An 18,370-nucleotide genomic window follows, 5' to 3' on the forward strand; every position below is an offset into this window, starting at 1 on the left:
TCCCGGTCGCCCGAGTGTGGGGGTTCGATGTTCCGCAAGGTCCTCGTGGCGAATCGCGGCGAGATCGCGATCCGGGCGTTCCGTGCCGCCTACGAGCTCGGCGCCGCCACGGTGGCCGTCTTCCCGCAGGAGGACCGCAACTCCGAGCACCGGCTCAAGGCCGACGAGGCCTACCAGATCGGCGAGGTCGGCCACCCCGTCCGCGCCTACCTCTCGGTCGAGGCGGTCATCGACGCGGCTCGCCGCTCCGGGGCGGACGCGATCTACCCCGGCTACGGCTTCATGTCCGAGAACCCGGGGCTCGCCACCGCCTGCGAGCAGGCCGGCATCACGTTCATCGGGCCGCCCCCGCGGGTGCTGGCGATGGCCGGCAACAAGCACAAGGCCGTCTCCGCGGCCCGCGAGGCCGGCGTCCCGGTCCTCGACTCGACCGACCCCTCCGACGACATGGACACGCTCCTCGCCGCGGCCGAGGAGATGACCTACCCGATCTTCGTCAAGGCCGTCGCCGGCGGCGGCGGGCGCGGGATGCGCCTGGTGAAGGAGCCCGCGGCGCTCCGGGAGTCGCTGCAGGCGGCCATGAACGAGGCGTCGAGCGCCTTCGGCGACGCGACGGTGATCCTCGAGCAGGCCGTGATCGACCCGCGGCACATCGAGGTGCAGATCCTCGCCGACGGCGCCGGGCACGTCATGCACCTGTTCGAGCGCGACTGCTCGGTGCAGCGCCGGCACCAGAAGGTCGTCGAGATCGCGCCGGCCCCGCACCTGTCGGCCGAGACCCGCGAGGCGATCTGCGCGGACGCCGTGAAGTTCGCCGAGCAGATCGGCTACGTCAACGCCGGCACCGTCGAGTTCCTGCTCGACGGCGACGGCAACCACCACTTCATCGAGATGAACCCCCGCATCCAGGTGGAGCACACGGTCACCGAGGAGGTCGCCGACGTCGACCTCGTGGCGTGCCAGATGCGCATCGCGTCGGGGGAGACCCTGGAGGACCTGGGCCTCTCGCAGGACTCGGTCGCCCTTCACGGCTTCGCGCTGCAGTGCCGGATCACCACCGAGGACCCGTCCAACGAGTTCCGTCCCGACATCGGGATGATCTCGGCCTACCGCTCGGCCTCGGGGTCGGGCGTGCGGCTCGACGGCGGCACGGCCTACGCCGGCGCTCAGATCAGCGCCCACTTCGACTCGTTGCTGGTCAAGGTCACCTGCCGCGGCCGCGACTTCACCACCGCGGTGCGCCGGGCCCGCCGCGCCCTGGCCGAGTTCCGGGTCCGCGGCGTCTCGACCAACATCCCGTTCCTCATGGCCCTGCTCGACGAGCCGGACTTCCGCGAGGGCCGGGTGACGACGTCGTTCATCGCCGAGCACCCGCACCTGCTCTCCGCGCGTGCGCCCGCCGACCGCGGGACTCGCCTGATGAGCTACCTCGCCGACGTCACCGTCAACAAGCCCAACGGCGACAAGCCGAACCTCGCCGACCCGCGCGAGAAGCTGCCGGTGGTGGACCTGGACGTGGCGCCGCCCGACGGGTCCAAGCAGCGCCTGGGCGAGCTCGGCCCGGAGGGTTTCGCCGCCTGGCTGCGCGCCGAGACAGGAGTCGGGGTCACCGACACGACCTTCCGCGACGCCCACCAGTCGCTGCTCGCGACCCGCGTGCGCACCCGCGACCTGCTCGAGGTCGCCCCGCACGTCGCGCGCACCACCCCGGAGCTGCTGTCGCTGGAGTGCTGGGGCGGCGCGACCTACGACGTCGCACTGCGCTTCCTCGCCGAGGACCCGTGGGAGCGCCTGGGCCGCCTGCGCGAGGCGGTCCCGAACCTCTGCCTGCAGATGCTGCTGCGCGGGCGCAACACCGTCGGCTACACGCCCTACCCGACCGAGGTCACCGACGCCTTCGTCGCCGAGGCCGCCCGCACCGGCATCGACATCTTCCGGATCTTCGACGCGCTCAACGACATCAGCCAGATGCGGCCGGCGATCGACGCGGTGCGCCAGTCCGGCGGAGCCGTCGCCGAGGTCGCCCTCTGCTACACGGGCGACCTCATGAACCCCGGCGAGAAGCTCTACACGCTGGACTACTACCTCGGTCTGGCCGAGCAGATCGTCGAGGCCGGCGCGCACGTGCTGGCCATCAAGGACATGGCCGGGCTGCTGCGCCCGCCGGCCGCGCGCCGGCTCGTCACCGCGCTGCGCGAGCGCTTCGACCTGCCGGTGCACCTGCACACCCACGACACCGCGGGCGGCCAGCTCGCGACGCTCACCGCGGCGATCGACGCCGGGGTCGACGCCGTCGACGGCGCCGTCGCGTCGATGGCCGGGACGACCTCGCAGCCGTCGCTCTCGGCGCTGGTCGCCGCGACCGACCACTCCGAGCGCGAGACCGGCCTGTCCCTCGACGCCGTCAACGCGCTCGAGCCCTACTGGGAGGTCGTGCGCAAGGTCTACAAGCCCTTCGAGGCGGGTCTCGCCAGCCCGACCGGGCGCGTCTACCACCACGAGATCCCCGGCGGGCAGCTGTCGAACCTGCGCCAGCAGGCCGTCGCCCTCGGGCTGGGCGACCGGTTCGAGCAGATCGAGGACGCCTACGCCGCCGCCGACCGGATGCTCGGGCACCTCGTGAAGGTGACACCGTCGTCCAAGGTCGTGGGCGATCTCGCGCTGCACTTCGTCGGCGCCGGCGTCGACCCGGCGGCCTTCGAGGCCGACCCCACGAAGTTCGACATCCCCGACTCGGTCATCGGCTTCCTGCGCGGCGAGCTCGGCGACCCGCCCGGCGGCTGGCCCGAGCCGCTGCGCAGCAAGGCGCTCGAAGGGCGCGCCGAGCGTCCCGGCCTCGCCGAGCTCACCGACGACGACCGCAAGGGTCTCGAGTCCGACCGGGCGGCCACGCTCAACGAGCTGCTCTTCCCCGGCCCGACCAAGGAGTTCCGGGAGCACCGCACCGCCTACGGCGACACCTCGGTGCTGCGCAGCCAGGAGTTCTTCTACGGCCTGGAGCCCGAGCTCGAGTACGCCGTCGACATCGACACGGGCGTCCAGCTGCTCATCGAGCTGGAGGCGATCAGTGAGCCCGACGAGCGCGCGATGCGCACGGTGCTGATGTCGCTCAACGGGCAGCTGCGGCCCGTGCAGGTGCGCGACCGCTCGGTGGCCACCGACGTCAAGGCGGTCGAGAAGGCGGACAAGAACGAGCCGGGCCACGTCGCCGCACCGTTCGCCGGGGTCGTGACGCTGCAGGTCTCGGAGGGCGACGAGGTCGCCGCCGGCGCCACCGTGGCGACCATCGAGGCCATGAAGATGGAGGCGTCGATCACCGCGCAGAAGGGCGGCACCGTCGAGCGCGTGGCCATCGGGTCGGTCCAGCAGGTCGAGGGCGGTGACCTCGTGGTGGTCCTCGCGTGACGCGCCTGATCGGCGGCGTGGCGGGCGGGCGGCGGATCGCCGTCCCGCCGACCGGCACGCGTCCGACGTCCGACCGGGTGCGCGAGGCCCTGTTCTCGATGCTCGAGGCGCGCGGGGCCCTCGAGGACGCCGAGGTCCTCGACCTCTTCGCGGGCTCCGGCGCGCTGGGGATCGAGGCGCTCTCGCGCGGGGCGTCCACCGCGGTTCTCGTCGAGCGTGACCCCCGCGCCTGCGCGGTGATCACCAGCAACGTGGGTGTCGCCGGGGTGCGGGGCGCGCTCGTGCGCCGCAGCGCGGTGCTCGCGTATCTGAAGCGGACCCCGGGACCGGTGGACCTCGTCTTCGTCGACCCGCCCTACACCGACACCGGCGACTCCGTGGACCAGGTCGTCGCCCTCCTGCCGCGCTGGACGCGCACCGACACGGTGGTGGTGGTCGAGCGCGACGGGCGGTCGCCGGCCCCGACCTGGCCCGAGGGCCTCGAGCCCGAGGAGCCACGGGTCTACGGCGAGACGACGCTGCACGTCGCCACCAGCCGGTGAAGCTCCTCCTGGCGGTCCTGCTCGCGCTGCTGGCGGGGTGCACGGTCACGCCCGGACGCGCGGCGCCCCCCGCTCCGGATCTCGGGCAGGCGCTGCGCTTCGCCGCCCTCGCCCCGCTCCCGGCGGGGGGGACGGTGGTGCGGCTGGAGTCGCAGGGCGGGATCGACACGCTCGTCACGCTCACCGTGCGGCTCCCGGTGGCGGCCGTGGCGCCCTGGCTGCAGGCCTCGGGCGTGTCGGCGCTCGGCGCCCAGCAGCGGATCGCCAACCCCGACGGCGCGGTGGTCTACCGGACGGCCACGGCCGTCGGCACCGACGTCACGATCCGGGCGTTCACGACCTGAGCGGGCCGCGCCGCGCGCCGCGAGGGCGCCCTCCGCGGCGTCGCACGCCGTCGAGGTGCCCCTCGGTCCCCGGCCTGCTCCCGGCTGCTCGTCGATGGCAGGCACACCTCGGCCCAACGGGGACGCGATCGTCGGCGCACCGCCTCGCGGTGGTGGGGCGTACCGGCTGCACCGCCCGGAGTCACTTCGGCCCGAAGGCCGCCGAGCCCGCATCGCGCACCTCCCGCCCGGGGACACCGGCGTCTCCAGGCGACGGGCCGACCCCTCGACCCGCGCACTGGCACCCCGGGAAGGACCACCACACCCATGACCGATGCGCTCATCGAATCGATCGACCTGCACGGGACCCTCGTCATCGGCGGCCGGACCGTCCGGATCGACATCACCACCGACGAGCCCGCCGAGGACGCCGACGAGTTCGCCGACGTCGACGACGAGCTCGACGAGCCCGACGAGGAGGGCGTCGTCGACCTGGACGACGCGGACGAGGATCTGGTCGAGGACGCTGATGCCGACGCCGGGGACGACGCCGGCGACGACGCGCCCGCGGAGGCCGAGGACGAGCTCGACGAGGACGCGGTGGAGGACGCGGCCGAGGACGAGGACGAGGACACGGACGACGACACGGTCGAGGACACGGTCGAGGACTCGGCCGAGGACACCGCCGAGGTCGGCGACGACGAGGTCGAGGACGTCGAGGACGAGGACGTCGTCGACGAGGACGTCGTCGACGAGGACGCGGTGGACGAGGACGCGGTGGACGAGGACGTCGAGGACGAGGACGTCGAGGACGAGGACGAGGACGCCGAGGACGCCGGCGACGGGCCCGCGGACGCGACGTCCCCGGCGACGCCCCGGCGTCGGCGGGGGTCGGGTTCCGGCTCGCCGGAGTCGGCCCCGGCACGGCCGCGGAAGCCGCGGGCGCCGAGCCGCCCCGAGGCGGGGGAGAGCGGGCGGTCCGCGGGCACGCGCCGGCGACGGACGACCGAGTCGGGGAGCTGACGGATTCCGCCCGGGCGGCCGGTCCTCGCACCGGCCGCCCGGGCTGTCACTCGACGGATGGCTCCTCGGCGGTGGCTACTCGGCGGGCGGCTCGAGCCAGGACAGGATCGCGTGGTCGATGTCCACGTCCTCGTAGGTCACGTGCCGTTCGACCCGGTCCGGGAGTCCGACCCGGTCGCTCCCCGATGCCGAGGCGTCGATGCGGACCTCGGGAACGGCCTCGAACCGCAGACGACGGGCCCGGACCCGGGCGCGGAACTCCACGTCCGGCTCGCGGTCCTCGCTCACGACGTCGCCCGGCGTGCGGGACGCGCACGCGTCGTCGACGACCGGCGGCGGGAACGCCCGCCACCCCCGCCCGCCCCGTGCTCGGCCCCGTCGGACGAGCCGGAGGAGCCGGAGGAGTCACCCGTGCTGTCGCCGTCCTCGTCCGAAGACCCGCCGGTCACGCTCTCGGCGGCGCCGGTGACGGCGCCGACCGCCTGTCCGCCGACCTGGGTCGCGTCGCCCACGGCCTCCCCGGCGCGGTCGGTGAGCTCGCCGGCGGCCTCGCCGACCTCGCCCGCCAGCTGGCCGACGGCGTCCCCGGCCTGCCCCGCGACCTCACCGACGGCATCGCCGGCCGCGCGCCCGACCTGGCTCGTCGCCTCGCCGACGCCCGAGCCGACCTCCTGCACGGCGTCTCCGGCGGCCCGCGCCACGGTCTCGAGGATCTGCGGGTTCCGGTCGATCGTGGTCAGGACGCGGTCGATGATCCCCGCGACCTCGTCGAGGCGGACCTTGAGCGTCGCCTCCGCCGAGACGCCGTCGATCTCCAGCGCGACGCGGCCCAGCTCGACGTCGACGCCGACGTTGAGCTTGAGCAGGTCGAGCACCTCGGCCTGCAGGGACACCCGCGCCCGGAGGTTCTCCACCTCGAGGCCGATGTGGTCCACCTCGAGCTTCGGCACGTCGAGGTAGACGTCCGGCCGGGACGCCCCCTCGTCGCTGCGGGACGTCCGGCCACCCCGACGGGTGGTGCCGGGTTCGGGGCGCTCCTCGGCCACGCCTCCCGAGTCGGAACCTTCCGACGTGGAACCTCCCGACGTGGAGCCTCCGGACGATGCCGGCTTCGATGTCCGCCGCTCGCGGCGCGGAGATCCTCCTGCGGTCATGGACCCTCCTCCTCGGTGTGGGAGGAGGGTGCTCGTCGATGACCTGCGGGGAAACGGCCCCGGTCGGCCGCCGCGCGCCCGCCGGGCGCGGCGCGATGCTGGTCGGACCGGTCCAACCCTCGTGCTCGAGCCCTTCTGCTCGAGCCCTTCTGCTCGCGCTACGGCGCCAGCGCCGCGAGGAACGCGTCGGCACCGTCGACGTCCACGTCGGACAGGCGCCGGCGTCGCCACGCCGCCGGGGTGAGCGAGGCGTGCACCTCGAGGACGCCGTCGGCCGCGCGGATCTCCCCGGTCTCGCGGTAGCCCAGCCGCTTCGAGACCGCACGCGACGCCGCGTTGTCCCGGCTCGCGGCCGTCACGGCCCGGGTGGCGCCCAGGTGCGCGAAGGCGAGCTCGAGCAGCATCGCCCGGCAGCGCCGCCCGAGCCCGTGGCCCTGGTCCGAGCGCGCGATCCACGCCCGGGTGTCGACCACTCGGTCGCCCGGCCACCGCGGCGCGCCGAGCCCGACGACGCCGACCGCGCGCCCGCCCGACACCACGGCGAACGGCAGCAGCCAGCCCGCGGCCGACGGGCGCACCCGCAGCGACCAGTGGAAGCGCAGGAAGCGGTCGACGGCGTCCGCGTCACCGGTGGGCCAGGTGAGGAAGTGCTCCTCGCCGTCGTCGACCACCCCGCCCGGCTCGCCGATGATCGCGGCCAGCTCGAAGAGCTCGACGTCGGTGGGCGGGACGAGCACGAGGCCCGCGTGCGCCAGCCGCAGGCCGAACTGCGGGTACACCGCCGCCAGGTCCGCGCGGAGCATCTCGTCGTCCACGCACCCGATCCTGCCCGTTCTGCCATGATCCGCACCCATGGCGATCGCGGTCTGCCCCGGCTCGTTCGACCCCGTCACGCTCGGGCACGCCGACGTGGTGACGCGCGCGGCCGCGCTGTTCGACGAGGTCGTCGTGGCCGTGGCGATCAACCCCGCGAAGAAGGGCCTGTTCAGCGTCGACGAGCGGCGGGATCTGCTGGCCACGGCCCTGGACGGCCTGGACAACGTGCGCACCGACGCGTTCGAGGGGCTCGTCGTCGACTACTGCCGCAGCATCGGCGCCGCGACGATGGTCAAGGGGCTGCGATCGGCCACCGACCTCGGGTTCGAGGAGCCGATGGCGCAGATGAACCGTCACCTCACCGGCGTCGACTCGGTCTTCCTCATCACCGACCCCGCCCACTCCTTCGTCTCCAGCTCGCTGGTGAAGGAGGTCGCGCGCGGGGGCGGCGACATCAGCGCGTTCCTGCACCCCGAGGTGCACCGCCGCCTGCTCGAGCGCCTGGGCTGAGCCGCGACGACACGCCGGGCAGGAGGCCGAATTCCGGGCCGCCGGGCCCCGTGGCGGCAGACTCCACCACGTGTACCGCGTGTTCGAAGCTCTCGACGAGCTCGTGACCCTCTGCGAGGAGGCGCGCGGGCTGCCCATGACCACCAGCTGCGTGGTGCCCCGCGGCGACGTGCTCGAGCTGCTCGACGACGTCCGTGAGGCCATCCCCGGCGAGCTCGACGACGCGCAGGACGTCCTCGATCACCGCGACAAGATCGTCGCGGAGGCGACCGAGGAGGCCGAGACGGTCCGGGCCGACGCCCGCACCGAGGCCGACCGGATGCTGGCCGAGGCGCGCGAGCAGGCCCAGCAGATGATCGCCGAGGCCGAGCACGAGGCCGAGCGCACCGTCGCGCGGGGGCGTCGCGAGTACGCCGAGCTGACCGAGCGCGCCGAGGCCGAGGCCGAGCGCATGAGCGAGGCCGGCCGCCAGAACTACGAGCGCTCGGTGGCCGAGGGCCGCACCGAGCAGGCGCGCCTCGTCGACGCCCACGAGGTCACCCGCGCCGCCCACGTCGAGGCCGAGCGCCTCGTCGACGCGGCCACCGACGAGGCCGACCGCCGTCGCTCCGAGTGCGACCACTACGTCGACGGCACGCTCGCCGACTTCTCCGAGACCCTCGAGTCGGTGCTCGACACCGTCGGGCGGCACCGCCACCAGCTACGCATGAGCGCCCCCGCCGGCTCGGCCGGAACCGGCCCGTCCCGCGGCCGCGAGGAGGACGAGCCCGAGGTGCGCGACGAGCCCCGCGAGGGCCGACGCTTCCGGTGGAGCGAGCGACTGGGCGCCTGAGGGCCCTCGCGTAGACTCGTCCGTCGAGATGACAGGCGAGAAGAAGCACCCCGAATCCACCGTCGACGCCGCGAGCCCGTGGGTCGTCGACGTCGCGCGCGAGCTCCTGCGCCGGCCCGGCCAGATGAAGCCGCTGCGCCGGGACGTCGCGGCGCCCGAGGGGTTCGGCCTCGAGATGATCGGCGTGCCCGTGGGCGAGCCGATCCACCTCGACCTGCGCCTGGAGTCGGTGATGGAGGGCGTGCTCGCCTCCGGGACGGTGCAGGCCGACGTCGTCGGCGAGTGCTCGCGGTGCCTCGAGTCGTTCACCGACCACGTCGACGTCGACCTCACCGAGCTCTACGCCTACCCGGACTCGGTCACCGACGACACGGCCGACTCCGACGAGGTCAGCCGGATCGTCGACGAGCGCATCGACCTCGAGCCGGCGGTCCGCGACGCGGTCCTGCTCGAGCTGCCGGTGACCCCGCTCTGCCGCGAGGACTGCCCCGGCGTCGAGTCGTCGGACCCCGAGGCGTGGGCCTTCGTCCCGGCCGGAGAGGCTCGTGAGAGGATCGATCCTCGCTGGGCCGCGCTGCAGGAGAAGTACGGCGGCGCCGGCCGTAGTACCGAGAACTAGAGGAGAGCTGACCACCGTGGCCGTCCCGAAGCGCCGGATGTCCCGCGCGAACACCCACGCCCGCCGCTCGCAGTGGAAGGCGTCCGTGCCGCAGCTGGTGGCGTGCCAGAACAAGGCGTGCGCGAAGCCGAAGCCGCCGCACGTCGCGTGCCCGAACTGCGGCCAGTACGCCGGTCGCCGGGCCGTCACCCCGGCCTGAGGGCCGCGAACGCGGTGACGGCGATGAGCGCGGAGCCGGTGGACACCCAGGTCGAGCCCGACGGGTCGACGCTCGGTGAGGTCCTGCAGGTCGATCTCAGCCCCGAGCTGGTCGAGCTCGCCCTGACCCACCGCTCGTACGCGTACGAGCACGGCGGGCTGCCCACCAACGAGCGCCTCGAGTTCCTGGGTGACGCCGTGCTCGGCATCATCGTCACCGAGCGGCTCTACCGCGAGCACCCCGATCTGCCCGAGGGGCAGCTCGCGAAGCTGCGCGCCAGCGTCGTCAACATGCACGCGCTCGCCGGCGTGGCGCGCGAGCTGGGCCTCGGCGACCGTCTGTACCTGGGTCGCGGCGAGGAGCTCACCGGCGGCCGCGACAAGCCGAGCATCCTCGGTGACGCCGTCGAGGCCGTGCTCGGCGCGGTGCACCTCCAGCACGGCATCGAGACCTCGCGCACGCTCGTCGAGCGCCTGTTCGGCGAGCTGCTGCGCACCGCGCCGCTGCTGGGCGCCGGCCTCGACTGGAAGACCAGCCTCCAGGAGCTCACCGCGGCCCGGGACCTCGGCGTGCCCGAGTACCGGATGACCGACGAGGGTCCCGACCACCTCAAGGAGTTCACCGCGACGGTCGTCGTCGCGGGCGAGGAGCTGGGCAGCGGGATCGGGCGGACGAAGAAGGACGCCGAGCAGAAGGCCGCACGCACGGCCTATCAGCACCTCGAAGGCGGGAGCGAGCCCTCCAGCGGTGCCTGAGCTGCCCGAGGTCGAGGTCGTCCGGCGGGGTCTCGCCGACCACCTGACCGGTCGGCGGGTGAGCGACGTGGAGGTCTTCAATCCCCGCTCGGTGCGCCGCCAGGCCGGCGGCGCGGCGGAGCTGATCGACCGGCTGAAGGGCCGTCGGTTGAACGCAGTGCGTCGGCGTGGCAAGTACCTGTGGATCGAGCTCGGTGACGCCGAGGCGGCGCTGCTCGCGCATCTCGGGATGAGCGGCCAGATGCTGGTCCAGCCGGCTGAGCGTCCCGATGAGTTGCATCTGCGCATCCGGGTGCGCTTCGACGACGAGGGTCCCGAGCTGCGCTTCGTCGACCAGCGGACCTTCGGCGGGCTCACCGTCACCGACGTCACGGGCCCCGAGGACCTGCCGGTACCCGTGGCCCACATCGGGCGTGACCCGATGGACCCGGCGTTCGACGCCGAGGCGGCGGTCGGGGGCCTGCGCCGCCGCCGCACCGGCCTCAAGCGCGCGCTGTTGGACCAGACGCTGGTGTCGGGGATCGGCAACATCTACGCCGACGAGTCGCTCTGGCGCGCGAAACTGCACTACGAGCGCCCCACCGCGACGCTGACGCGCCCCGAGGGCCGGCGCGTGCTGACGGCGGCCCGCGAGGTGATGGACGAGGCGCTCGCCGCCGGCGGCACGTCGTTCGACGCCCTCTACGTCGACGTGCACGGCGATGCCGGCTACTTCGACCGCGCGCTGGCCGTCTACGGCCAGGCCGACCGCCCGTGCCCCCGCTGCGGCACGCCGGTGGCACGGGCGCCGTTCATGAACCGGTCGTCGTACTGGTGCCCGACCTGCCAGCCGCGCCCACGGCGCCGTCACCCCTGATCAGGGGGTCTCCGCTCAGGGGGTCTCCGCGCGCACGACCTCGAGGTTGTGGAAGGTCACCGGACCGTCGCAGAGGGCCATCATCTTGCCGGCGAAGGCGGTGGTCGCCGGGCTGTCGGAGTTGCGCTGGGCGGCCTCCGCGCTGGGGAACTCGACGACCTCCATGTAGGTGCCCTCGCGGTCGCGGTCGCGGCCCATGACCATCCACTCCGCGGTCCGGTCGGCGCCGATCTCGGCCTTCCAGCCGTCGATGAGGGCGTCCATCTGGTCGTACTGCTGGGTCTGGAACTCGATGAGCTGCACGAAGGCACCCGGTCCGGTGGCCTGCGGTGCATCGCGCAGGGCACTGCGGAGCCCGGAGCGCAGCTCCTCGCCGTCGGTGTGGCCGTGCACGGCGACGGCGTGGGCGGCGCCGGCCTCGAGGACCTCGTCCGCCTCGCCGGTCAGGGTGAGCGAGCATCCGCTCTCGCTGGGCATCTCGCGGCAATCGAGCATCTTGCGCGGCATGACGGGTTCTCCCTCGGCTGGACACGAACGGCGGCAGGAACAGTGAAGTGGTGTCACGACGCCGTCATCGATACGGAGAATTCCGTAGGCCGTTCGAGGGACATGTCGTCGCGCAGACCTGGTGGAGACGGGCGCGTGGGTCGACACTCGGTGACCCGCCCTCCGGGAGCATGGTCATGACCCCCTCGCGCCTCCTGGGCACGGCCCTCGACCTCGCCGCGGGTGCCGCCGCGGTCCGTACCGCCGGCGAGCTCGACCGGGTGGTGTGGCCCCGGCTCGCGCTGCTGGTCGGGGCCGAGAGCCTGGCGGCGACCGGGTTCGGTGGGTGCCGGCTGTGGTGGCCACCCGGCAGCGTCGAGACCCGAGGTGGCTACGAGGTGGTCATCGCCGTCGGGCGGGCCGGGGCCGATGCCCGCGTGGCGCTCCGTCGCACGGACCGCGCGTTCACCGACCGCGACCTCGCCCTGCTCGGCCTCGTCCGACCGCATCTGGGTGAGGCGCTGTGGCGGGCGGCGCACGGGACCCCGCCCCGTCGGCTGACCGCTCGCGAGCAGCTCGTGGTCGCCCTCGTGGCCCGGGGTGCCACCGACGTCGCGATCGCGCACGACCTCGGCATCAGCCGCCGGACGGTCAGCAAGCACCTCGAGAACGCCTACGCGGCGCTCGGCGTGCACGACCGCACGTCGGCCGCGCTCCTGCTGGAGGAGGCGAGTCGCTGAGTCAGCCGTCGCCGCGCAGCGAGCGGCGGATCTCGTCGAGCTTGTCGCGGGCGGCGCTCTCGTGGTCGGCTTCGCGCTCGGCCCGCGCCTGCCCCTCGGGGCTCTCGGAGACCAGCTCCTCGTAGCCCGCGGCCGTGGTCGAGCGGCGCTCGATCGTCTCGCGGACGTGCTCGAACGTGGGGACGCCGTCCTCGGTGTATCCCGGCTCGGTCACATCGTCGAGCGTAGCTCCCGCAGACCTCCGGCGGAGACGCGTCGGGCCCCGCATCGCATCGCGACGCGGGGCCCGGACGACGGAGCGGGAGGCTCAGACGTTCTGCGAGGAACGCTCCATGAGCTGCTTGAACTCCTCGAGCGCCTTCTCGATCTTCTTCTGCGGGTCGGCGAAGAGCTTCGCCGCGGCGTCGCCCGCGGCGCCGCCGGGGGTCTCCACGTGGAGGCTGACCTCGACGCCGGTGGAGTCGCCGTGCGGGTCGAAACGGACCGCGCCGCCGGTCTCGACGTGGTTGTTGCTCTCCTCGAGCGACTTCCAGGCGATCTTGCGGTCGGTCTCCTCGTCGATGATCTTGGCGTCCCACTCGATCGTCTTGCCGAGCGGGCCGTCGACGACCCAGTGCGTCACGTCCGCCGAGCCGTCCTTGGGGTCGACCGACTTCACGTCGTCCATGATCTGCGGCAGGTTGGTCAGCGGACGCCACCACTGGTAGCACTGGGCAGCCGGGGCGTTGATCTCGAGGTAGTGCGTTGCGGTTGCCATGCCTGTCGGGTCACCGATGGTCCTCGCCCGTAAACGGCGGGTGACCGCACCGACGTCGGGGTTTCGGGCGGGCCGTCCCCCTGTCGGGGCGCGCGGGTAGCGTCCCGGGACACCGGCGGGGGAGGGACGTCCGCGTGCACCTGAAGAGCCTGACGCTCAAGGGCTTCAAGTCCTTCGCGTCCTCGACGACGCTGCGCTTCGAGCCGGGCATCACGTGCGTGGTCGGGCCAAACGGTTCGGGCAAGTCCAACGTGGTCGACGCGATCAGCTGGGTGCTCGGCGAGCAGGGCGCCAAGGCGCTGCGCGGCGGAAAGATGGAGGACGTCATCTTCGCCGGCACGTCGGGGCGCGCCCCGCTGGGCCGCGCCGAGGTCACGCTGACCATCGACAACGCCGACGGGGCGCTGCCGATCGAGTACTCCGAGGTGTCGATCACCCGGCGCGTGTTCCGCTCCGGCGCCGGTGAGTACGAGATCAACGGCAGCAGCTGCCGCCTGCTCGACGTCCAGGAGCTCCTCTCGGACTCCGGCATCGGGCGCGAGCTGCACGTGCTCGTCGGCCAGGGACAGCTCGACGCGATCCTGCAGTCGCGTCCCGAGGAGCGGCGCGCGTTCATCGAGGAGGCCGCGGGCGTCCTCAAGCACCGCAAGCGCAAGGAGAAGGCGCTCCGCAAGCTCGAGGCGATGCAGGCGAACCTCACGCGCCTGTCCGACCTCACCACCGAGCTGCGCCGCCAGCTCAAGCCGCTGGGCCGCCAGGCCGAGATCGCCCGGCGCGCCCAGACCATCCAGGCCGACCTGCGCGACGCGCGCCTACGCCTGGCCGCCGACGATCTGGTGACCCTGCGCGGCCAGATCGAACGCGAGCAGGCCGACGAGGACGCCGCCCGGGCCCGCCGCGACGAGACCGAGCGCGCGCTGGCCGAGGTGGGCGAGCGGGTCGCGGCGCTCGAGGCCGCGGTCGACGCCGCGACGCCGGCGCACACCCGTGCGCAGGAGGGCTGGTACCGGCTCTCGGCGCTGCAGGAGCGGCTGCGCGGCACCGTCGCGCTCGCCGCCGAGCGTCACCGTCACGTCGCGACGGCGCAGGACGCGCCCACCGGCCCGGACCCCGACGAGCTCGAGCGCCAGGCCGACGAGGCCGCGGGGCACGAGGCGACGCTCGACGAGGAGGTCGCCGAGGCCCGCGCCGTCCTCGAGGGGCACGCGGAGCAGCGCGAGACCGCCGAGGACGCGCTCACCACCGCCGAGCGCCGCCTCGCCGCGGCCACCCGCGCCGCCGCCGACCGCCGCGAGGGCGTGGCGCGCCTGGCCGGGCAGGTCGAGACGCTCCGCGGGCGCCTGGCCTCGTCCACCGAGGAGCTCACGCAGATCGCGGCGTCGCTCACCGAGGCCCACGAGCGCGCCGGGACCGCCCGCGAGGAGCTCGCCTCGGCCGGGGAGGAGACCGGTCCGGCGGCGACGCCTCGGGACGACGACGACCCCGCCGCGGCTGTCGAGGACCCGGACGCCCCCGACCCCGAGGCCGCGCTCGACGCCGCCGTCGAGCGCCACGAGGCGGCGCGGGCCGAGGTCGACCGCGCCGGCGCGGCCCACCGCGACGCCGAGCGCGACCGCGCGCACTGGCAGGCCCGCACCGACGCCCTCGCGCTCGGTCTCACGCGGCGCGACGGTGCCGGCGCGCTGCTCGGTGCGTCCGACCGCGTGCCCGGGGTCCTCGGGTCGGTGGCCGCGCTGCTGCGGGTGACGCATGGCCACGAGGACGCGGTCACCGCCGCGCTCGGTCCGGCCGCGGACGCGGTGGCGGTGACGGGCACCGACGCCGCCGCCGACGCGCTGGCCGAGCTGCACGCCGCGGAGGGCGGGCGCGCGGGGCTGCTGGTCGCCGGGGGAGGGGCGGCCGAGGCGTCCCCGGGGGATCCGCCCGCCGGTGCCCGATGGGCCGCCGACCTCGTCCGCGCGCCCGACGACCTCGCCGGCGCCGTCGCCCGCGTCCTCGCCGGCACCGTGGTCGTCGACGACCTCGCGGCCGCCCGGCTGGTCGTCCGCGACCACCCCCACCTGAGGGCGGTGACGCGCGCCGGCGACCTCCTCGGCGCCGGCTGGGCGGAGGGCGGCCCGTCGGGCAACCAGAGCCTGCTGGAGATGCAGGCGGCCGCGGACGAGGCCGGCGACCGGCTCGCCGCCGCCGACCGCCGGATCCGCGAGGTCGACGCCGGGCTCGAGGCCGCCAAGGAGGCCGAGTCGGCGGCGCGCGCCGAGGTCGGCGTCGCCCGTCAGGTCCGCGACGACCGTCGTCGCGCCGACACCGAGGCCCGTCAGGCCGCCGACGCCCGCCGCGCCGCCGACGACGCCGCCCGTGCCGAGGCCGCCCGCCGCCTGGGCCGGCTCACCGAGACCGTGCGCGGCGCGGAGGCCGAGGCCCAGCGCCTCACCGAGCGCCAGGCGGCCGTCGAGAGCGCCCGCGACGAGCGCCGCGCCGAGCTCGACGAGCTCACCGAGCGCCTGGCGATGGCCCAGGACGAGGCCGCCGACGACGCGGCCGGTGCCGACGCCGAGGACCACGCCGCGGAGCGCGACGCGGCGTCCGCCGCCCTGACGGCGGCCCGGTCCGCCGAGGTCGACGCCCGGCTCGCCCTGCGCACCGCCGAGGAGCGGCTGCGTGCGGTCACCGGGCGCGCCGAGGGTCTGCGCCGCCGCGCGGCGGGGGAGCGCGAGCAGCGCGCGCGGGCGCAGGAGCGGGCCCGCGAACGGGCCCGGGCCGCGTCGCTCACCGAGGAGGCGGTGCGGCACGGGCGCGACGCCCTGGAGCGGCTCGAGGGCTCGCTGGCCCGTGCGGCGGCGGCCCGCGACGCCGCGGCGTCGGTGCGCACGGCGCGGGCCGGCGAGCTGGAGACCGCCCGCGAGCGTCAGCGGGAGCTCCAGGCGGGCCTCGAACGTCTCACGAACGCGGTGCACCGCGACGAGGTGGTGCGCGCCGAGCAGCGCACCCGGCTGCAGCAGATGGAGTCCGGGATCGGCGAGCGCTTCGGCATCGGGCTCGACGACCTGGTCGGCGAGTACGGCCCGGACGTGCCGATCCCGCCGCCCGCGGGCGAGGTGGCCGAGGTCGAGGCGGCCCGCGAGCGCGGCGAGCAGGTCGTCATGCCGCCGTCCGAGCCCTTCGACCGCGCCACGCAGCAGCGCCGGGCCACCCGTGCGGAGAAGGAGCTGAGCACGCTCGGGAAGGTCAACCCGCTCGCGCTGGAGGAGTACGCGGCGCTCGAGGAGCGCTACCGCTTCCTGTCGACGCAGCTGGAGGACGTCAAGAACAGCCGCCGCGACCTCCTCGACGTGGTGTCGCAGGTCGACGCCACGATCCTCGACGTCTTCGCGGGCGCATTCGCCGACGTCGCCCGCGAGTTCGAGGCCGTGTTCCCGGTGCTGTTCCCGGGTGGCGACGGCCGCCTCGTGCTCACCGACCCCGACGACCTGCTGGCCACCGGCGTCGAGGTCGAGGCCCGCCCGCCCGGCAAGAAGGTCAAGCGGCTCTCGCTGCTCTCGGGCGGGGAGAAGTCCCTGACGGCGGTCGCGATGCTCGTCGCGATCTTCCGGGCCCGGCCCTCACCGTTCTACGTCCTCGACGAGGTCGAGGCCGCGCTCGACGACGCCAACCTCCGCCGGCTCATCGGCCTGCTCGCCGAGCTGCGCCGCAGCTCCCAGCTCGTGATCATCACGCACCAGAAGCCGACGATGGAGATCGCCGACGCCCTGTACGGCGTGAGCATGCGCGGCGACGGCATCACCGCGGTCATCTCGCAGCGCCTGCGCGGGGCCGACGCTCCCGGCCCGTTCGCGGAGACCCCCACCCCGACCTGACCACGTTCCGTGCCTCTGGGTCGCACTCCGTAGTCGAAGTCGCCCGGTTCGGGCGAGCGGGACGACGCTCCCGTGGGCTCCCCGCGGGCGCGGGGCGCCTCTACCGTGCAGGTCAGAGGGCTGACGACGGGGGGCGGACATGACGGCGGTGCGACACGGTCCGACCCACGCCGCCCACGCCGCCCACGCCGCCCACGCCGGCGCCCCGGCGCTCTCGCCCGTCCCGGGGCGCGTTGCAGCCGGGCCCGCCACCGGCCGGCACGCCCGTGTCGGGTCCGGCGTCCCGTCCGGTCCGCTCGTGCGCCTGCGGACGGTCGTCCCCGCACCGTCGCCGGAGCCGTCGCCGGAGCCCAGCGGTCGCCTGGTGATCGACAGTTCGTACTGCCGCCTGAGCCCGCACCTCGGTGCCCGCAAGGTCGCGGTGAGCGTCGACGGCCTGCCCTGGCGGTTTGCCTGGGGCCGCACCCCGATCGACCTGCCGGCGGGCCGCCACCTCGTGGAGATCGAGGTCGAGGGAGGGCGCCGCGGCTGGGGTCACGTCGCCGACGCCGTGCCGGTGGCCGCCGGCCACACCGTCGAGGTGTTCTACCGCGCGCCCGCGCTGCCGCGGCTCACGGGCTCGCTCGGGCCGGCCCGCCAGCGCACCGCCGGCCTCCCGGTGTGCGCGGCGTTGCTCGCCCTCGGGAGCCTGGCGGTGGTCGCGCTGCTCGTCGCCGCGCTGGTCCTGCTCGTCGCCTGACCGCTCCGCGGGGAATCGCGGCCGGGCTGGTCCCGTGCTCGAGGTGCTTCGGTTTCCGAAGCGTTCTCGGGGCCGGGGAACGACCTGCCGCGCCCGGGAGGGCCGTGGCCGGCCGGGCAGGCGGTCTGCTGATCCCGTGCTCGAGATGCTTCGGTTTCCGAAGCGCCCTCCGTGAGGGCGACGACCCTCGCCCGCGGCGAGGCCGACGTCGGACCCGGGTGACCCGGCGGCGCGCCGTCACCACGCCCGGCTGGGAGACTGACCGTCGTGTCGTTCCGGAGCTCGCCGCTGACCTCCCCGCCCGACCCGACCTCGTTCGACCCGGTGTCGCACGCGGTGCTCGCAGCCGGGACCGGGACCCTGCCGCCGGGCGTGCTCGCCGCGATCGTGGCCGCGGCCGTGGTCGTGCTCCTGCTCATCGTCCTGGGCATCGGCCTCTACCTGCGCCGTCGCCGGCGGGTCTCCCTCGCCGAGCAGGAGGAGGAGGCCGCCAAGCCGAGCAAGGGCACCTACCAGGCCGGCGGCGGCTTCAACTTCAGCGCGGGCGGCGGCACCTCCACCCTCGCCCCGCCCCGCCCCGAACCGACGCCCGAGCCGACGCCCGAGCCGACGCCCGAGCCGACCCCCGAGCCGACCCCCGAGCCGACGCCGGAACCCGCGGAGCGCCTCGACACCGCCGGCCCCCAGGCCACCGCGCCCCCGGAGGTCGCCGAGCCCGAGGTCGCCGAGCCCGAGGTCGCCGAGCCCGAGGTCGCCG

At 74.7% G+C, this 18,370-nt stretch carries 19 protein-coding genes and 1 pseudogene; 14 read left to right on the forward strand and 6 right to left on the reverse strand.

Annotated elements, in window-relative coordinates:
* The first annotated feature begins 27 nt into the window (after positions 1-27).
* The 4 genes from PH189_RS14805 (at position 28) to PH189_RS14820 (ending at position 5,293) form a co-directional block, all read left to right on the forward strand.
* The gene (locus tag PH189_RS14805; protein WP_274189558.1) at positions 28-3,405 is read left to right on the forward strand and encodes a pyruvate carboxylase; all 3,378 of its coding nucleotides are present in this window, start codon (positions 28-30) and stop codon (positions 3,403-3,405) included.
* Positions 3,402-3,947, forward strand: coding sequence for a 16S rRNA (guanine(966)-N(2))-methyltransferase RsmD (rsmD, locus tag PH189_RS14810; protein ID WP_274189559.1), 546 nt, complete (start codon positions 3,402-3,404; stop codon positions 3,945-3,947). Before PH189_RS14805 ends, rsmD begins: the two co-directional genes overlap by 4 nt.
* Complete coding sequence (locus PH189_RS14815; RefSeq protein ID WP_274189560.1) at positions 3,944-4,291, forward strand: hypothetical protein; 348 nt, start codon at positions 3,944-3,946, stop codon at positions 4,289-4,291. The genes rsmD and PH189_RS14815 overlap by 4 nt, the downstream gene beginning before the upstream one ends.
* Before the next feature lie 306 nt (positions 4,292-4,597).
* Entirely contained in the window at positions 4,598-5,293 is a 696-nt protein-coding gene (locus PH189_RS14820; protein ID WP_274189561.1) for a hypothetical protein, read from the forward strand.
* A gap of 75 nt (positions 5,294-5,368) precedes the next feature.
* Here the strand turns inward: PH189_RS14820 and PH189_RS14825 are convergent, their stop codons facing one another.
* The 3 genes from PH189_RS14825 to PH189_RS14835 form a co-directional block, all read right to left on the reverse strand.
* Complete coding sequence (locus PH189_RS14825) at positions 5,369-5,581, reverse strand: hypothetical protein (protein WP_274189562.1); 213 nt, start codon at positions 5,579-5,581, stop codon at positions 5,369-5,371.
* The gene (locus PH189_RS14830; protein ID WP_274189563.1) at positions 5,578-6,339 is read right to left on the reverse strand and encodes a hypothetical protein; all 762 of its coding nucleotides are present in this window, start codon (positions 6,337-6,339) and stop codon (positions 5,578-5,580) included. Before PH189_RS14830 ends, PH189_RS14825 begins: the two co-directional genes overlap by 4 nt.
* Positions 6,340-6,605: 266 nt before the next feature.
* The gene (locus PH189_RS14835; RefSeq protein WP_274189564.1) at positions 6,606-7,262 is read right to left on the reverse strand and encodes a GNAT family N-acetyltransferase; all 657 of its coding nucleotides are present in this window, start codon (positions 7,260-7,262) and stop codon (positions 6,606-6,608) included.
* Between the two features lie 37 nt (positions 7,263-7,299).
* On the opposite strand from PH189_RS14835, the gene coaD reads away from it, so the two are divergent.
* The 6 genes from coaD to mutM all read left to right on the forward strand — a co-directional run bounded on the left by coaD (position 7,300) and on the right by mutM (position 11,034).
* A complete protein-coding gene (gene coaD, locus PH189_RS14840; protein WP_274189565.1) occupies positions 7,300-7,773 on the forward strand; it encodes a pantetheine-phosphate adenylyltransferase in 474 nt (157 codons plus the stop codon).
* Positions 7,774-7,843: 70 nt separating this feature from the next.
* Positions 7,844-8,605 (forward strand): ATP synthase F0 subunit B, encoded by a 762-nt coding sequence (locus tag PH189_RS14845; protein WP_274189566.1) that lies wholly within the window; start codon positions 7,844-7,846, stop codon positions 8,603-8,605.
* A gap of 28 nt (positions 8,606-8,633) precedes the next feature.
* Complete coding sequence (locus tag PH189_RS14850) at positions 8,634-9,224, forward strand: YceD family protein (protein ID WP_274189567.1); 591 nt, start codon at positions 8,634-8,636, stop codon at positions 9,222-9,224.
* Positions 9,225-9,240: 16 nt separating this feature from the next.
* Positions 9,241-9,423, forward strand: a complete 183-nt coding sequence (gene rpmF / locus PH189_RS14855; protein WP_274189568.1) for a 50S ribosomal protein L32 — start codon at positions 9,241-9,243, stop codon at positions 9,421-9,423.
* Positions 9,424-9,446: 23 nt separating this feature from the next.
* Positions 9,447-10,178 carry a ribonuclease III gene (gene rnc / locus PH189_RS14860; RefSeq protein ID WP_274189569.1) on the forward strand — a complete coding sequence of 244 codons (732 nt, stop codon included), beginning with the start codon at positions 9,447-9,449 and terminating at the stop codon, positions 10,176-10,178.
* Positions 10,171-11,034 carry a bifunctional DNA-formamidopyrimidine glycosylase/DNA-(apurinic or apyrimidinic site) lyase gene (gene mutM / locus PH189_RS14865; protein WP_274189570.1) on the forward strand — a complete coding sequence of 288 codons (864 nt, stop codon included), beginning with the start codon at positions 10,171-10,173 and terminating at the stop codon, positions 11,032-11,034. The genes rnc and mutM overlap by 8 nt, the downstream gene beginning before the upstream one ends.
* Before the next feature lie 15 nt (positions 11,035-11,049).
* Here the strand turns inward: mutM and PH189_RS14870 are convergent, their stop codons facing one another.
* The gene (locus PH189_RS14870; RefSeq protein WP_274189571.1) at positions 11,050-11,541 is read right to left on the reverse strand and encodes a DUF1059 domain-containing protein; all 492 of its coding nucleotides are present in this window, start codon (positions 11,539-11,541) and stop codon (positions 11,050-11,052) included.
* Between the two features lie 176 nt (positions 11,542-11,717).
* On the opposite strand from PH189_RS14870, the gene PH189_RS14875 reads away from it, so the two are divergent.
* Positions 11,718-12,260 carry a response regulator transcription factor gene (locus tag PH189_RS14875; protein WP_274189572.1) on the forward strand — a complete coding sequence of 181 codons (543 nt, stop codon included), beginning with the start codon at positions 11,718-11,720 and terminating at the stop codon, positions 12,258-12,260.
* 1 nt (position 12,261) lies between these two features.
* Here PH189_RS14875 and PH189_RS14880 read toward each other — a convergent pair whose 3' ends face one another.
* Together PH189_RS14880 and PH189_RS14885 are read right to left on the reverse strand one after the other, a co-directional pair.
* Positions 12,262-12,474 carry a hypothetical protein gene (locus tag PH189_RS14880; RefSeq protein WP_274189573.1) on the reverse strand — a complete coding sequence of 71 codons (213 nt, stop codon included), beginning with the start codon at positions 12,472-12,474 and terminating at the stop codon, positions 12,262-12,264.
* A gap of 93 nt (positions 12,475-12,567) precedes the next feature.
* Positions 12,568-13,017: an SRPBCC family protein gene (locus tag PH189_RS14885; RefSeq protein ID WP_274189574.1), complete on the reverse strand. Its 450-nt coding sequence runs from the start codon at positions 13,015-13,017 to the stop codon at positions 12,568-12,570.
* Positions 13,018-13,151: 134 nt separating this feature from the next.
* On the opposite strand from PH189_RS14885, the gene smc reads away from it, so the two are divergent.
* The 3 genes and pseudogenes from smc to PH189_RS14900 all read left to right on the forward strand — a co-directional run.
* Positions 13,152-16,874 carry a chromosome segregation protein SMC gene (gene smc, locus PH189_RS14890; protein WP_274189575.1) on the forward strand — a complete coding sequence of 1,241 codons (3,723 nt, stop codon included), beginning with the start codon at positions 13,152-13,154 and terminating at the stop codon, positions 16,872-16,874.
* A 139-nt stretch (positions 16,875-17,013) separates the two neighbouring features.
* Positions 17,014-17,613 (forward strand): hypothetical protein, encoded by a 600-nt coding sequence (locus tag PH189_RS14895; RefSeq protein WP_274189576.1) that lies wholly within the window; start codon positions 17,014-17,016, stop codon positions 17,611-17,613.
* 267 nt (positions 17,614-17,880) lie between these two features.
* A pseudogene (locus tag PH189_RS14900) lies at positions 17,881-18,370 on the forward strand (hypothetical protein); the annotation flags it as partial.

Origin of the sequence: Actinomycetospora chibensis, from assembly GCF_028737215.1 — a bacterium.
Lineage (GTDB): Bacteria > Actinomycetota > Actinomycetes > Mycobacteriales > Pseudonocardiaceae > Actinomycetospora > Actinomycetospora chibensis.